Annotated in this window: 15 protein-coding genes and 1 pseudogene; 14 read left to right on the forward strand and 2 right to left on the reverse strand. The window is 64.6% G+C overall.

Features of this window, described 5'->3' with window-relative positions; all coding sequences use genetic code 11:
- From ACH9L7_RS12750 to ACH9L7_RS12760, 3 genes are all read left to right on the forward strand, one after another.
- Complete coding sequence (locus tag ACH9L7_RS12750; RefSeq protein WP_396611072.1) at window positions 1-369, forward strand: P-II family nitrogen regulator; 369 nt, start codon at window positions 1-3, stop codon at window positions 367-369.
- 153 nt (window positions 370-522) lie between these two features.
- Complete coding sequence (locus tag ACH9L7_RS12755; protein WP_396611073.1) at window positions 523-1227, forward strand: type II CAAX prenyl endopeptidase Rce1 family protein; 705 nt, start codon at window positions 523-525, stop codon at window positions 1225-1227.
- A 32-nt stretch (window positions 1228-1259) separates the two neighbouring features.
- Entirely contained in the window at window positions 1260-2597 is a 1338-nt protein-coding gene (locus tag ACH9L7_RS12760) for a glutamate-1-semialdehyde 2,1-aminomutase (RefSeq protein WP_396611074.1), read from the forward strand.
- A gap of 21 nt (window positions 2598-2618) precedes the next feature.
- Here the strand turns inward: ACH9L7_RS12760 and ACH9L7_RS12765 are convergent, their stop codons facing one another.
- The gene (locus ACH9L7_RS12765; protein WP_396611075.1) at window positions 2619-3083 is read right to left on the reverse strand and encodes a hypothetical protein; all 465 of its coding nucleotides are present in this window, start codon (window positions 3081-3083) and stop codon (window positions 2619-2621) included.
- 130 nt (window positions 3084-3213) lie between these two features.
- Between ACH9L7_RS12765 and hemC the strand changes: the two genes are divergently transcribed.
- The 8 genes and pseudogenes from hemC to ACH9L7_RS12805 all read left to right on the forward strand — a co-directional run bounded on the left by hemC (window position 3214) and on the right by ACH9L7_RS12805 (window position 10588).
- Window positions 3214-4311: a hydroxymethylbilane synthase gene (gene hemC / locus ACH9L7_RS12770; RefSeq protein ID WP_396611076.1), complete on the forward strand. Its 1098-nt coding sequence runs from the start codon at window positions 3214-3216 to the stop codon at window positions 4309-4311.
- Window position 4312: 1 nt separating this feature from the next.
- The gene (cobA, locus tag ACH9L7_RS12775; protein ID WP_396611077.1) at window positions 4313-5179 is read left to right on the forward strand and encodes a uroporphyrinogen-III C-methyltransferase; all 867 of its coding nucleotides are present in this window, start codon (window positions 4313-4315) and stop codon (window positions 5177-5179) included.
- Window positions 5176-5919 (forward strand): uroporphyrinogen-III synthase, encoded by a 744-nt coding sequence (locus ACH9L7_RS12780; protein ID WP_396611078.1) that lies wholly within the window; start codon window positions 5176-5178, stop codon window positions 5917-5919. Before cobA ends, ACH9L7_RS12780 begins: the two co-directional genes overlap by 4 nt.
- A pseudogene (locus ACH9L7_RS12785) lies at window positions 5916-7123 on the forward strand (MFS transporter). Before ACH9L7_RS12780 ends, ACH9L7_RS12785 begins: the two are co-directional and overlap by 4 nt.
- Before the next feature lie 69 nt (window positions 7124-7192).
- Complete coding sequence (locus ACH9L7_RS12790) at window positions 7193-7924, forward strand: enoyl-CoA hydratase/isomerase family protein (RefSeq protein WP_396611079.1); 732 nt, start codon at window positions 7193-7195, stop codon at window positions 7922-7924.
- Window positions 7925-8186: 262 nt separating this feature from the next.
- Window positions 8187-9605, forward strand: coding sequence for a DHHA1 domain-containing protein (locus ACH9L7_RS12795; protein WP_396611080.1), 1419 nt, complete (start codon window positions 8187-8189; stop codon window positions 9603-9605).
- A gap of 95 nt (window positions 9606-9700) precedes the next feature.
- Window positions 9701-10090, forward strand: coding sequence for a VOC family protein (locus ACH9L7_RS12800; protein ID WP_396611081.1), 390 nt, complete (start codon window positions 9701-9703; stop codon window positions 10088-10090).
- Between the two features lie 276 nt (window positions 10091-10366).
- Window positions 10367-10588 carry a hypothetical protein gene (locus tag ACH9L7_RS12805; protein WP_396611082.1) on the forward strand — a complete coding sequence of 74 codons (222 nt, stop codon included), beginning with the start codon at window positions 10367-10369 and terminating at the stop codon, window positions 10586-10588.
- A 187-nt stretch (window positions 10589-10775) separates the two neighbouring features.
- On the opposite strand, the gene ACH9L7_RS12810 is transcribed toward ACH9L7_RS12805, so the two are convergent.
- Window positions 10776-11252, reverse strand: a complete 477-nt coding sequence (locus tag ACH9L7_RS12810; RefSeq protein WP_396611083.1) for a DoxX family protein — start codon at window positions 11250-11252, stop codon at window positions 10776-10778.
- A gap of 219 nt (window positions 11253-11471) precedes the next feature.
- Here ACH9L7_RS12810 and ACH9L7_RS12815 point away from each other — a divergent pair, with 219 nt between their 5' ends.
- The 3 genes from ACH9L7_RS12815 to ACH9L7_RS12825 all read left to right on the forward strand — a co-directional run bounded on the left by ACH9L7_RS12815 (window position 11472) and on the right by ACH9L7_RS12825 (window position 13833).
- On the forward strand, window positions 11472-11789 hold the full coding sequence (locus tag ACH9L7_RS12815; RefSeq protein WP_396611084.1) for a DUF5783 family protein: 318 nt from the start codon (window positions 11472-11474) through the stop codon (window positions 11787-11789).
- Between the two features lie 43 nt (window positions 11790-11832).
- Entirely contained in the window at window positions 11833-12198 is a 366-nt protein-coding gene (locus ACH9L7_RS12820) for a NifU family protein (protein ID WP_396611085.1), read from the forward strand.
- A gap of 93 nt (window positions 12199-12291) precedes the next feature.
- The gene (locus ACH9L7_RS12825; protein WP_396611086.1) at window positions 12292-13833 is read left to right on the forward strand and encodes a sulfatase; all 1542 of its coding nucleotides are present in this window, start codon (window positions 12292-12294) and stop codon (window positions 13831-13833) included.

Below are 13833 nucleotides of genomic sequence, written 5' to 3' on the forward strand. Positions count from 1 at the left end.
ATGAGTGACTCACTGCCAAACGACGGCGAGATTAAACTGGTCATGGCCATCATCCGGCCGGACAAACTCGCCGACGTGAAGACTGCACTGGCCGAGGTGGGCGCACCGTCGCTCACCGTCACGAACGTCTCCGGCCGCGGGTCGCAACCCGCGAAGAAGAGCCAGTGGCGCGGCGAAGAGTACACGGTCGACCTCCACCAGAAGGTCAAAATCGAGTGCGTCGTCGCCGACACGCCCGCCGAAGATGTCGCAAACGCCATCGCCGACGCGGCCCACACCGGCGAAAAGGGTGACGGGAAGATATTCGTCCTCCCCGTCGAGAACGCGCTGCAAGTCCGGACGGGAAAGACCGGCCGCGACGCGGTCTGAACCACAGAGAGAAGAACGACGCGAGGCGACGAACTGGGCTGGACACCTTCGATTCGCCGACGGGACGATGGGCACGTCTTGATGGGCGCAGTCCCACGCGAAACCGTTTTTTGACTCGGCCCCAAGCGACGTGACGATGAACGGTGTCCCGTCGTGGTAAGCCTCGACGTTCTCGGTGGCCTCGCTATCGCGCTCGCTGGGATGCCACTTCTGGGCCTCGCCACTCGGCGGTATCGTAACTCGTCAGGGGGCGCGCGCACGGACCTCATCGCAAGCGACGTGAACAAGTGGGCGGTCTTTGCGCTCCTCTGTGGCTACGTCCTCTTCGTCGAAGAGCGCCCGCTGTCGTCGATGACGGGACAGTCGCTTGACCCGCTCGCGTTCGGCGTTACGGTCGGCGGTGGCGTCCTCTTGCTGTTCGTGACGAGCGCGCTGACGACACCATTCTTCGACCGACTGGGCGTCGGCGGCCTCGGCGAGGGCATGTCAGAGTTGGCGTCGCTGTCTCGCCGCCACCGCATCGCAATTGCCGTGACGGCCGGCGTCACCGAAGAAGCGCTCTTTCACGGCTACGCCATCGAGCGCCTGCTCGAACTCACCGGGAGTCCGCTCCTCGCAGGGAGCGTCTCCTTCGTGGCGTTCACGCTCGGCCACGTCCTCGGGTGGGACCGCGGCGCAGTCGCCCGCATCGCGGTTCCGGCGCTCCTGACGACGGTCCTGTACCTTCTCGTCCGCGACGTGGTTGCGTTGATGGCCATCCACGCGCTGAACGATGCAGTCGGACTGCTGCTCATCGACGCGATTCGGAGCGGCGAACCGGCCGACTCCGCTGCTGGTCGAGACGAAACGACCCAGTAAGCTCTTTCCCCCGTGCCTTCGAACCGCCGCGTATGAACCACGACGAGTCACGCGGGCTGTACGACCGTGCGCTGTCAGTCCTCGCTGGCGGTGTGAACTCCTCGGTTCGGGCTACCAAGCCGTATCCGTTCTTCGTCGAGCGCGGTGACGGCGCGCACGTCATCGACGCCGACGGAAACCGCTACATCGACTACGTGTTGGGCTACGGACCGCTGCTCTACGGCCACAGCGCTCCGGAACCGATACAGGCCGCGGTCCAGAAACACGCCGCCGCCGGACCGATGTACGGCGCGCCGACCGAAATCGAGGTCGAACACGCCGAGTTCGTCGCGCGACACGTCCCCTCCGTCGAGATGATTCGCTTCGTCAACTCCGGCACCGAAGCGACTGTCTCCGCAGTTCGCCTCGCCCGCGCGACCACCGGCCGCGACAAAATCGTCGTCATGCAGGGCGGCTACCACGGCGCGCAGGAAACCACGCTCGTCGAAGGCGGTCCCGGCAGTGCGACACCGAGTTCGCCCGGCATCCCCTCGTCATTCGCCGAGCACACCATCCCCGTCCCGTTCAACGACCCGGAGACGGCCCACGAAGTGTTCGAGGAACACGGCGAGGACATCGCGGCGGTCCTGACCGAACCCATCCTCGGCAACACGGCCATTATCCACCCCGTAGACGGCTACCTCCAGACGCTCCGCGACCTGACCGAAGAACACGGCGCACTCCTCATCTTCGACGAGGTCATCACGGGCTTCCGCGTCGGCGGCCTCCAGTGCGCACAGGGGAAGTTCGGAATCACCCCCGACATCACGACGTTCGGGAAGATTATCGGCGGCGGGTTCCCCGTCGGCGCAATCGGCGGCAGGGCCGAACTCATCGAGCAGTTCACCCCCGGCGGCGACGTGTTCCAGTCCGGCACCTTCTCGGGCCACCCGGTCACGATGGCCGCGGGCCACGAGTACCTGAAGTACGCCGCCGAAAACGACGTGTACGACCACGTCAACCGCCTCGGCGAGAAGCTCCGCCGCGGCATCACCGACATCCTCCAAGACCAAGCGCCCGAGTACACCGTCGTCGGCACGGACTCGATGTTCAAGACGGTCTTCACGCGCCACGGGGCACCGGACCGGGCTGACACGTGCCAAGACGGCTGTACGCAACACGAGGCGTGTCCGAACTACGACTACTGCCCGAAGACCGGCGCGGACGTGGCGAACGCCGAAACCGACCGCTGGGAGCGCATCTTCTGGCAGGAAATGAAAGACCAGGGCGTGTTCCTCACCGCGAACCAGTTCGAATCCCAGTTCGTCTCCTACGCGCACACAGACGAAGATATCGAGGAAACGCTGGAAGCGTACAAGGAAACACTGTAAGCCGACCTCGCGCGCTGTTTTTCAATCGACTCGCAACCGCGATTCCGCCCGGTTCCAGAACGGCGGGTAGGCCACCACGAATCCGAGTGCGACACCGACGGCCCACGCGAGGACGATTCCGGCGGTGTCGCCTTCCAGTTGGAAGAAGACGAGAAGCGTCGTCGAGACGACCGTCGTAACGAGTCCGACGACCCAGACGCGAACGACGAGACGGAGGCGAAGCGGACGAAAGAGGACGATACCGAACCCGACGATACCCGCAGCGATGAGCCCAGAGAAGTTCGTTCGGGTGACGCCGAGCGACGAGAGCAGAAGGTCCAGCGGTGCAACCACCGCAGTCAATCCGAAGAAGAAGAGCGCCACGACGACGATATCGCCGACCTGCTGGAGAAGTGACTCGAAGAGAGACGAACGGGAGTCGTCGCGGGGGGACAGTCCGGAGTCGTCGCGGGAGGACATGCCGAAGTCGTCGCGGGCGGCGGCCATTCGTTTTTCCCTTCGTTCGACTCGTCCTGTCCATCACACGACTCGCCGTTCCCCTCCTTCGACACGTCACACCCCGGCGTGTCGAGCGCGAACTGGTGGGCTTTTCAACGCGGAACGCAGACAACAGCGTATGACTAATCGGACGCTTCGCCTTGCGACGCGAGGGTCGGCGCTCGCGCGCACACAGGCCGCGAGCGTACAGGACGCGCTCGCAAGCCGCCGACTCGACGTGGAACTCGTCGAAGTCGAAACCGAGGGGGACAAGATTCAGGACAGACTCATCCACCGACTGGGCAAGACGGGGGCGTTCGTCCGCGCACTGGACGAACGCGTCCTCGACGGCGAGGTCGACGCCGCGGTCCACTCGATGAAGGACATGCCGACCGAGAAGCCGAACGGACTCGTCGTCGCGGGCGTCCCCGAACGCGCGCCCGCCGGTGACGTGCTCGTGACGCGCGAGGGCCACGACATCGACGAACTGCCAGAGGGTGCGGTCGTCGGCACCTCGTCGCTCCGGCGGCAGGCGCAACTGCTCAACTACCGCGACGACCTCGAAGTCGAGCCACTCCGGGGGAACGTGGATACGCGCGTGGAGAAATTGCTGGCGACGCACCTCCAGCGCGAACACGAAAAGCGCATCGAGAACGACAAGGAGCGGCAGGGCAAACGCGGCAAGGTCGACCACGAAGACGAGTTCGACCAGACCGCCGAGGAGTGGTTCGACAGCCTCTCGGAACTCGAACGACAGGCGATGAGCCGCAAGGTCGACACCGAGTACGACGCAATCGTCCTCGCCGAGGCTGGCCTCAAGCGAAGTGGTCTGCTGGACAAAATCTCCTACGCGCGACTCCCCCGAAGTCACTTCGTGCCCGCACCCGGACAGGGCGCTATCGCGGTGACGGCGTCCGACGACGACGCTATCGACCTCATTCACGACAAACTCGACCACGCTCGGACGCGCGTCGAGACGACTGTCGAGCGGACGATTCTCGCAGAACTCGGCGGCGGGTGCATCGCACCGGTCGGCATCCACGCCCTCCTGCAGGGCAAGCACGTCCACGTGGACGTGCACGTCCTCGCTACCGACGGCTCGGAGGCCATCAAAACGTCGCGCGACCTGCCAGTCGGAACCCACGCGGACGCCGCCCGAGACTTCGCCGCCGACCTCCGAGAGCGCGGTGCAGGCCAACTCATCGAGGAAGCGGAAGTGAACGCCGAGGACGAGTGAGATGACGGGCGCAGACAGCGGAACTGACGACCCGGACGCCGAATCGGTTGGCACGGTCCATCTCGTCGGCAGTGGCCCCGGCGACCCGGAACTGCTGACGATGAAGGCTGCGCGCCTCATCGACGAGGCTGACGTGGTGCTCCACGACAAGCTTCCCGGCCCGGAGATTCTCGGGATGATTCCGGCCGACAAGCGCGAAGACGTTGGCAAGCGCGCCGACGGCGAGTGGACGCCGCAGGAGTACACTAACGCCCGGATGGTCGAACTCGCCCGCGACGGAAAGGACGTCGTTCGCCTGAAAGGCGGCGACCCGTTCGTCTTCGGCCGCGGCGGCGAGGAGATGGAACACCTCGCAGAGAACGGAATTCCGTTCGATATCGTTCCCGGCATCACCTCGGCAGTCGGCGGTCCCGGTTCCGCGGGCATCCCAGTCACGCACCGCGAGTACGTCTCGTCTGTCTCCTTCGTCACCGGTCACGAAGACCCGACGAAAGACGAGTCGGCGGTCGACTGGGAGGCGCTGGCGGCGACCGGCGGCACGCTCGTCGTCCTCATGGGCGTCGGCAAACTCCCGCTGTACACGGACGAACTCCGAGACGCGGGGATGGACCCCGAGACGCCCGTCGCACTCATCGAGCGCGCGACGTGGCCGGACATGCGCGTCGCCACCGGCACCCTCGACACCATCGTGGACGTGCGCGACGAGGCCGATATCGAACCCCCGGCAATCACCATCATCGGCGAGGTTGCGGCGGTTCGTGACCGTGTGAAGGCGTTCCTCCGCGACGGCGGCATCGACGCGCTGGCGGAGACTGCTGCGGCGAACGATACACCGAAGGCGAACGCGGGTGAGGAGTCGAGCGAATGACCCAACAGGTTCGCGCCGCCGTCTTCCGTCCCGACGACGACCGACTCGCGGACGCCGTCGAGCTTCTCGAATCGCTCGGCTCGACGCCGGTCGCCGACCCGATGCTGGCCGTCGAGCCGACCGGCGCGACGCCCGAAGACGCCGCGTTCGTCGTCCTCACGAGCAAGACCGGCGTCGAACTCCTCGCGGCCGACGGGTGGAATCCGGGTGAGGCGACGCTGTGCTGTATCGGCCCGACGACCGCCGGTGCCGCGCGAGATGCCGGGTGGGAAGTCGAACGCATTCCCGAGGAGTACACCTCCGCCGGGGTCGTCGAGTGCCTCGCAGACGACGTTGCGGGCGCGACGGTCGAAGTCGCCCGGAGCGACCACGGGAGTCAGGTCCTCCTCGACGGCCTTCGAGAGGCCGGTGCCGACGTACACGAGACGGTCCTCTACCGCCTCGTTCGCCCCGAAGAATCGGGCAAGTCGGCGGTCATGGCGGCCGACGGCGACCTCGAAGCCGCGCTGTTTACCTCGTCGCTCACGGTCGAGCACTTCCTCGACGCCGCCGAAGAACACGGCATCCGAGACGAGACTATCGCGGGACTGAACGACGCCATCGTCGGTGCTATCGGCCCGCCGACACGCGAGACGGCTGAATCACACGGTATCGAGGTCGATATCGTCCCCGACGAGGCGACCTTCGACGCCCTCGCCTGCGACGTGGTCGAGACGGCCGCGCCGACGTACCACGGGTGAGCGGCGACACCGGGGGTGCAGAGACACGCGCCCCCCAGAGCGGGTCGTGGCGGGCCGTCGGCGCAGTTGCCGGGTGGCAGACCGCCGCCAGTCTCTGTTATTACACCATCTTCGCCGCGACCGGGTTCGTCCGCGAGGCGTTTTCCATCTCGGAGTCGCTAGTGGGGTTCTTCCTGACCGCGGACTCCTTGGCTACACCGTCGCCCTGTTCCCGAGCGGTGCCGCGGTGGATGGGTTCGGCGAGAAGCCGATGATGGTTGCAGGACTGCTCGCGCTCGCTGTTGCGCTCGTTGGCGTCTCACTCACCCCCGCATCCGGCTCGTACGCCTTTCTGTTGGGAGCGGTCGCACTCCTCGGAGCAGCCTACTCCACAGCGATGCCCGCGTCGAATCGGGGCATCGTCGCCGCGGCACCGCCCGGGAGCCAGAACCTCGCGATGGGACTCAAGCAGGTCGGCGTCACCGCCGGAAGCGGCGCGTCGTCGCTCCTCGTCACTGGTATCGCTGCGTTCGCGGCGTGGCAGGTCGGCTTCTGGTTCATCGCTGTCGTCGCAGTTGGCTACGCACTCGTGTTCGCCGCCCGCTATCGCGGGACGGGTGGAACGGGTCGCCTCAAACGCCCGGAACTCGCCGGTCTCGGGGGCAACCGAACCTACGTCGCGCTCGTCGCGGCGGGGCTCTTCGTCGGTGCGTCTATCTACTCGATGCTCGGGTACACCATCCTCTACGTGGAGGACGTGGTCGGCGCGAGCGCCTCAGTGGCCGGTATCGTCCTCGCGGCGACGCAAGTAACTGGCAGCGTCGGCCGCATCAGCGCGGGAAGTCTCGCCGACCGACTCGGCGGGGCGAGCGGGGCGGCAACCGTCGCACTCGTTCAACTCACGGGTGCGACCGCACTCTTTGCCCTGCTCGCCGGGTCCGGTGGCTCGCTCGCGCTCACGCTCGGCGTCTTCGTCGCGCTCGGTCTCACCATCCACGGCTCGACGGGCGTCTTTTACTCCTGTCTGAGCGGCGTCGTCGACGACGACGATATCGGTGCGGCGACCGCTGGCGGCCAGACCGCCATCAACGCTGGCGGCCTCGTCGCACCACCGCTGTTCGGCGTGCTCGTCGAGTACGCCGGCTACGGGGCCGGATGGGCGATGGTCACGGTGTTGACTGTCGCCGCGGCCGTGTTGCTCTTCGTCGTGACGCGGCGACTCTGAGCCGCGGTCACTCGCACCATCAGCGTGTAACCCACTGGACTATTGCCCCTCGTTCGTGTATCGTGTCACATGTTACACTACGACGTGCAGGGTGACGCGAGTTGGCTCACGCTAGACCGTCCCGACAAGAAGAACGCGCTCCACCTCGACGGGTGGCGCGACCTGCGGTCGGGTCTCGACCGGGCGGCCGACGAATCGCGCGTGGCCGTTCTCACTGGTGTCGAAGACGTGTTCTGCGCTGGCGACGACATCTCGCTCATCGACGAGGCCGAGACGGCCGCCGACGTGGACGAACTCGTCGACAGCCTCTGTGACGTGCTGTTCGGCATCGAGTCGCTGGAAATCCCAGTCGTGGCCGCCGTAAACGGACTTGCCTACGGCGGCGGGTGCGAACTCGTCGCGGCATGCGACCTCGCTGTCGCCGTCGAAGACGCTACCTTCGCGCTTCCCGAGACGAGCATCGGCGCATACCCGCCCTACGCAGTCGAACGTGTGGCTGAGACCGTCGGCAAGAAGCGACTCATGGAACTGGCGCTGACCGGAGCGCCAATCGGCGCGACCCGGGCGGCCGACTGGGGACTCGTCAACCGCGTCGTTCCCGCTGGCGAGTTGACTGCGGCGGTCGAGGAGTACACGGACGCCATCGTGACAAAACCGGCCCGCTCGACTCGCCTCGCAAAGCAGTATGCCGAGATTAGTGCGTCGGACTCGGGGGCGCGCGAGCGAATCCGCGGTGCCTTCCAGCAGATTCGGAGCGACGACGAGTGCCGGGCCGCGACCCGCGCGTTCTTCGAGCGGTGACCGAGGCGAAGCCAGCAGCGCGTACGTTTTTATACCGAGACGACGCCACCTCGTCTCAACGTGTTACCCACCCGAACCGCCGTACCAGCCCGAACCATCGCACCAACCCGAACCATCGCACCAACCCGAACCATCGCACCAACCCGAACCATCGCACCAGCCCGAACCACCGCACCAACCCGAACCATCACACCAACCCGAACCACCGCACCAACCACGAACAGCCAGCGTTTATGCCGGTGACGACGAGAGTACCGAACTGATGGACGGACCCGTCCCCGACCTCACGGCCCACGCCACGGCGTGTGCAGACCGCCTCCGCGACGCCGACCGCGTGCTCCTCGCTTCGCACATCGACGCCGACGGGTTGACGAGCGCCGGCATCGCCTCGACTGCGCTCGAACGCGCCGGTATCCCGTTCGAGACGGTGTTCTGTCGCCAACTCGACGAGGCGTCGGTCGCCGACATCGCTGCGACCGACTACGACACCGTTCTCTTTACCGACTTCGGGAGCGGCCAACTCGACATCATCGCCAACCACGAGGCCGCGGGTGACTTCTGCCCAGTCATCGCCGACCACCACCAACCGGCCGAGGGCGTCGAGACGGAATACCACCTCAACCCCCTCCGGTTCGGCATCGACGGTGCGACCGAACTTTCCGGTGCGGGCGCGAGTTACGTCCTCGCGCGGGCGCTGGAATCCGACGGTGGCGACAACCGCGACCTCGCGTCTCTGGCCGTCGTCGGTGCAGTCGGCGACATGCAGGACTCCGACGGCGGCCTCCACGGCGCGAACGAAGGCATCGTCGAAGAGGGTATCGAGGCAGGCGTCGTCGAAGAGGGAACCGACCTCCTCATCTACGGCCGCCAGACGCGCCCGTTGCCCAAACTCCTCGAATACGCAACGGACGTTCGCATTCCCGGTATCTCGAACGACCAAGCAGGGGCTATCGAGTTCCTGACCGAACTCGACGTGCCCTGCCGCGACGACGACGGCGAGTGGAAGCGGTGGGTCGACCTCACGGGCGACGAGCGACAGGCCCTCGCCAGCGCGCTGATGCGCCGGGCCATCGCCAGCGGCGTCCCCGCCAGACGAATCGACGACCTCGTGGGGACGACCTACGTCCTGACGCAGGAAACAGAGGGGACCGAACTCCGCGACGTGAGCGAGTTCTCGACGCTGTTGAACGCGACGGCCCGCTACGACCGCGCGGACGTGGGACTCGCGGTCTGTCTCGGCGACCGGGACCGTGCTCTCGACAGAGCGCGCCGACTCCTCCGGAACCACCGCAAGAACCTCTCGAACGGCCTCCAGTGGGTGAAAGAACACGGCGTGGCGGTCGAGGAAAACCTCCAGTGGTTCGACGCGGGCGACGAGATTCGCGAGACCATCGTCGGTATCGTCGCCGGGATGTCTGTCGGCACCGACGCGACACGCTCGGGAATCCCTGTCCTCGCGTTCGCCGACAAGGAAGACGGCGAGGTCAAAGTCTCCTCGCGCGGGTCGTACGTGATGGTCAGGAAGGGCCTCGACCTCTCGGCGGTCATGCGCGAAGCGTCCCGGGCGGTTGGTGGCGACGGCGGCGGCCACGACGTTGCCGCGGGCGCAACGATTCCGAAAGGCGAAGTGGAGGCGTTTATCGCCGAAGCGGACCGTATCGTCGGCGAGCAGTTAGGGTAAGCTGCGTCGTTGGCGAGTAGTTAGGATAGGCCGCATCGTCGACGGACAGTGGAGGAGTCGCAAACGACTACTCCTCAGCCGCGAGAGTGTTGGGAATGACACACGGTATCTACGGATTCGACCACGTCGCGCTCCCAGTCTCTGACCTCGCCCGTGCCGTTTCGTTCTACACAGACACCCTCGGACTCCAGTCGGTCGACGAGCGGAACCCCGACGACGGGACGTACCACTGGGTGCGCGTCGGACAGGGGCAGTCACTCAACCTCGCCGAAACAGCAGACAGCGACAATGTGCGGCCGGGCCACATCGCATTCGCCGCACCGGAGTCGTTTCTCGACTCGCTCCGCGAACGACTCGACGAGGAAGGAATCGACTTCCGCGACGCCGAGACGAGCCTCTATTTCGCAGACCCCGATGGGAACGAACTCGAAGTGACCTGCTGGCGGGCGTCGCGACTCCGCGAGAGCGGGGCGAGTCACTGGTAACGGACGGTTCAGGCGGGGGTGAGTGTCGGTTTCGGGCGTTTTACTGAATCTAGACACCAGTGACGACGGTTTGCGCAGCGGACTCGAAAGCGATTCACACCCCGCTATCCCTCATCAGCCCCATTCGATATCGCGTCATAGAGTTTATCACCAGTGTTTTGGAGACAGTTGCCGTCGCCAAAAAGAAGGGAATTTCCCACCAAATCCGCGAAATCCTCATATCCCATGCTTGTGTATGACATGCTACCGGCCGTGCTGGTCGGTCGGGGGGAGAAAATGGCGACAGCAAAATCGAACAGATTCGAATACGAGTACCCGGTCGGTTACGAACCGGAGGTAGAAACAGAGACGGTCGAGCTAAACCGTCGAACCGTCGAACGACTCGACGAACTGCGCGAGGAGGACGAGTCGTTAGACGAGCTAATCAACGAGTTAGTGTCCATTCACGTGGCGAGCGAACTATTCGCGGCGCGCGTGGACAGCCCACTTGTCGAGTGACGCACTGCGTCGCTCGATTTCCCACACCTGAGACGTTCTCTGAGAGGAATCACTCGTTTACTTACCAGCCGCCGATAAATCAGTAGGCGCGATACGAAACCAGGTTCTCACGGGTATTTCGACGACAGCAGTCGTTCTCTGGAGTTTCTGCGGTGCCAAAAATATCGAAACGGGGACCCCGAGGGGGTCAGTCCGCCTTCATCGGGTGTTGGGTACTGGACGTAAGCAACTCACCATCGAAGAGGGTGCGCTCGAGCGAGAGTGCACCCGGTCCGCTCAACACGACTGCGAGGGCGACCAGACACAGCATGAGCGTCAGTTCGACGCCGCCATCTGAAGCGGGGTACCCGTTCGAGAGGTGGACGAGCACCGTCGCAACGAACATGATGACGGCAACCAATCCACCCGCGACGCGAACGAACAACCCAACCAACAACAGGAGTCCACCGACGAGTTCGACGAGGCCGACGAACCACGCAACGACGGTGGGCAGTGGAACCCCGAGGTTCGCAAGGAATCCTGCAAAGCCCGAAACCCCCATCGATTTCGGGCCGACTGCAAAGATTTTGCCAGTGCCGGAGATAATCATGGGAACGGCCAACGCGAGCCGGACGAGCACTGGACTCCACTGTGCGGCCGCCTCAGTTGGTGATTGTCGAGACACGGCGCGTCACCCCACCTCACTTATCGAGCGATTCTGCGAACTGTATTCTCGGTTAGGGATTAATTCCATCCCACCCCCATATTCAGTTAACAGGGTAATATAACATTGGTAACATTATAGTGACCAACCACGGTGTTCGGGTGGACTGGTCGAACTTCGGAGCGAAGCGCGCACCGGCCAATCGTCCGATTTTTTGCTGGCAACGGGAAATCACCGAGTATGAGCGACTTCGACCCCGAAAAATTCGAAGACAAGTACGTCCACTACTTCCCGGAACTCCAGCGCGCCTACAAGAACGCCTTCGAGACGATGAACGACGAGTTCGACTCGACGCTCATCCACGGCATCGACCAGCAGATTCTCAACGAGTCTGAACCCTTCTACGAGGACGGCACCTTCTCCGTCGAACTTCCCGAGAACCCCGCCGAACGACTCACTGCTGTCGTCGTCGACGACGACAAACTCGACGCCGTCCTCGAACGGTACATCGACGAAATCGAGGCCGAACTCCACCGCGTCTTCGGCGTCGAAGCCTAACCCGAACCAAAGGTCTAAGCCCGTCCATCCCGAAGCCGCGCTCATGAGTACGGAGACGCAGGACGGCGAGGACGACCTCAAAGAGCGTGTCGTGAATTTCCTCCGCCGCAACTTCCCGCAGATCCAGATGCACGGCGGCAGCGCGGCCATTCGTGACCTCGACCGCGAGACGGGCGAAGTCACGGTCCTCCTCGGCGGCGCTTGCTCCGGGTGTGGCATCTCCCCGATGACCATCCAGGCCATCAAGACGCGAATGGTCAAGGAAATCCCCGAAATCAACGAAGTCCACGCCGACACCGGCATGGGCGACGACGGCATGGGTGGCGAGAGCCGCGGCGGCAGCCCCTCGTTCCCCGGTGACACCACCGAGGACCGCGAAGACGACCAGGGACCGCAAGCGCCCTTCTAACGCGTCGAATCTCGTTTTCGTCGCACAGTTCAGTTCACCTGAATCGCGGCCGAGAACAGGAGTTTTATCGGCGACTACGCCCCACCGTGGGGTATGACCGCCGAGTCGCCCGAGAACGTCCTCTTCGTCGTCATGGACACGGTCCGAAAGGACCACCTGACCCCGTACGGGTACGACCGACCGACGACGCCGGGACTCGAGCAGTTCGCCGAGGAGGCGACCGTCTTCGAACAGGCCGTCGCGCCCGCGCCGTGGACGCTACCAGTCCACGCGTCTTTGTTTACCGGGATGTATCCGAGCCAACACGGTGCCGACCAGGAAAATCCCTACCTCGAAGGCGCGACGACCCTCGCCGAGACGCTCTCGGCCGCCGGGTACGACACCGCCTGTTACTCCTCGAACGCCTGGATTACGCCCTACACACACCTGACTGACGGATTCGACGACCAGGACAACTTCTTCGAAGTCATGCCGGGCGACTTCCTCTCCGGCCCGCTGGCGAAGGCCTGGAAGACGATGAACGACAGCGACACCCTCCGCGCGCTCGCCGACAAACTCGTCAGCCTCGGCAACACGGCCCACGAGTACCTCGCAGGCGGCGAGGGTGCCGACTCGAAGACGCCCACTGTTATCGACCAGACTATCGACTTCATCGACGACTCCGACGAGTTCTTCGCCTTCATCAACCTGATGGACGCACACCTCCCGTATCACCCGCCGAAGGAGTACGTCGAGGAGTTCGCGCCGGGCGTCGATTCCTCGGAGGTGTGCCAGAATTCCAAGGAGTACAACGCCGGTGCCTACGAAATCGACGACGACGAGTGGGAGGACATCCGCGGCCTCTACGACGCCGAAATCGCCCACATCGACGACCAACTCACCCGCCTTTTCGACCACTTGAAAGAAACCGGCCAGTGGGACGACACCATGGTCGTCGTCTGTGCCGACCACGGCGAACTCCACGGCGAACACGGCCTCTACGGCCACGAATTCTGTCTCTACGACCCGCTCATCAACGTCCCGCTCATCGTCAAGCACCCGAAACTTGGGACGGACCGACGCGAGGAACAGGTCGAACTAGTGGACCTCTATCACACGGTTCTCGACTCGCTCGGTGTCGAGGGCGGCAAACCCGCGAGTCCGGGCGACGAAGCTGTCGCGCTCGACCGGACGCGGTCGCTCCTCTCGGCGGACTACCGCGACTTCGCCAAGGCGACGAACGACGACCCCGGCCAACTCCGCGACGGCGAGTACGCGTTCGTCGAGTACTCGCGTCCCGTGGTCGAACTCAAGCAGTTAGAGGAGAAGGCCGCGAGCGCGAACATCGTCCTCGGCGAGAACACTCGCTTCTACTCGCGCATGCGGTCCGCGCGGCGTGTCGACGCCAAATACACCCGTATCGACCGCATCGAAGACGAGGCCTACCGCCTCGACACCGACCCCGACGAGTTAGAGAACCTCGCCGACTCGGACGACGAAGCAATACGCGAGACTGAGGCCGCACTCGCGGAGTTCGAAGACGCAATCGGCGGCGCGTGGACTGACGCACTGGATACTGACGTGTCGGACGATTCGGTCGACCAGATGGACGACGAGGCACAAGAGCGCCTGCGCGACCTCGGCTACCTCGAATAG

The sequence above is a fragment of the Haloferax sp. S1W genome (assembly GCF_044593955.1).
Lineage (GTDB): Archaea > Halobacteriota > Halobacteria > Halobacteriales > Haloferacaceae > Haloferax.

Bases quoted from the DNA above. Each gene is read 5' to 3' on its own strand.
- ACH9L7_RS12795 (WP_396611080.1), top strand. From the start codon at position 8,187: ATGGACGGACCCGTCCCCGACCTCACGGCCCACGCCACGGCGTGTGCA.
- ACH9L7_RS12760 (WP_396611074.1), top strand. From the start codon at position 1,260: ATGAACCACGACGAGTCACGCGGGCTGTACGACCGTGCGCTGTCAGTC.
- ACH9L7_RS12765 (WP_396611075.1), bottom strand. From the start codon at position 3,083: ATGGCCGCCGCCCGCGACGACTTCGGCATGTCCTCCCGCGACGACTCC.
- ACH9L7_RS12825 (WP_396611086.1), top strand. From the start codon at position 12,292: ATGACCGCCGAGTCGCCCGAGAACGTCCTCTTCGTCGTCATGGACACG.
- ACH9L7_RS12750 (WP_396611072.1), top strand. From the start codon at position 1: ATGAGTGACTCACTGCCAAACGACGGCGAGATTAAACTGGTCATGGCC.
- ACH9L7_RS12815 (WP_396611084.1), top strand. From the start codon at position 11,472: ATGAGCGACTTCGACCCCGAAAAATTCGAAGACAAGTACGTCCACTAC.
- hemC (WP_396611076.1), top strand. From the start codon at position 3,214: ATGACTAATCGGACGCTTCGCCTTGCGACGCGAGGGTCGGCGCTCGCG.
- ACH9L7_RS12800 (WP_396611081.1), top strand. From the start codon at position 9,701: ATGACACACGGTATCTACGGATTCGACCACGTCGCGCTCCCAGTCTCT.
- ACH9L7_RS12820 (WP_396611085.1), top strand. From the start codon at position 11,833: ATGAGTACGGAGACGCAGGACGGCGAGGACGACCTCAAAGAGCGTGTC.
- ACH9L7_RS12790 (WP_396611079.1), top strand. From the start codon at position 7,193: ATGTTACACTACGACGTGCAGGGTGACGCGAGTTGGCTCACGCTAGAC.
- cobA (WP_396611077.1), top strand. From the start codon at position 4,313: ATGACGGGCGCAGACAGCGGAACTGACGACCCGGACGCCGAATCGGTT.
- ACH9L7_RS12805 (WP_396611082.1), top strand. From the start codon at position 10,367: ATGGCGACAGCAAAATCGAACAGATTCGAATACGAGTACCCGGTCGGT.
- ACH9L7_RS12780 (WP_396611078.1), top strand. From the start codon at position 5,176: ATGACCCAACAGGTTCGCGCCGCCGTCTTCCGTCCCGACGACGACCGA.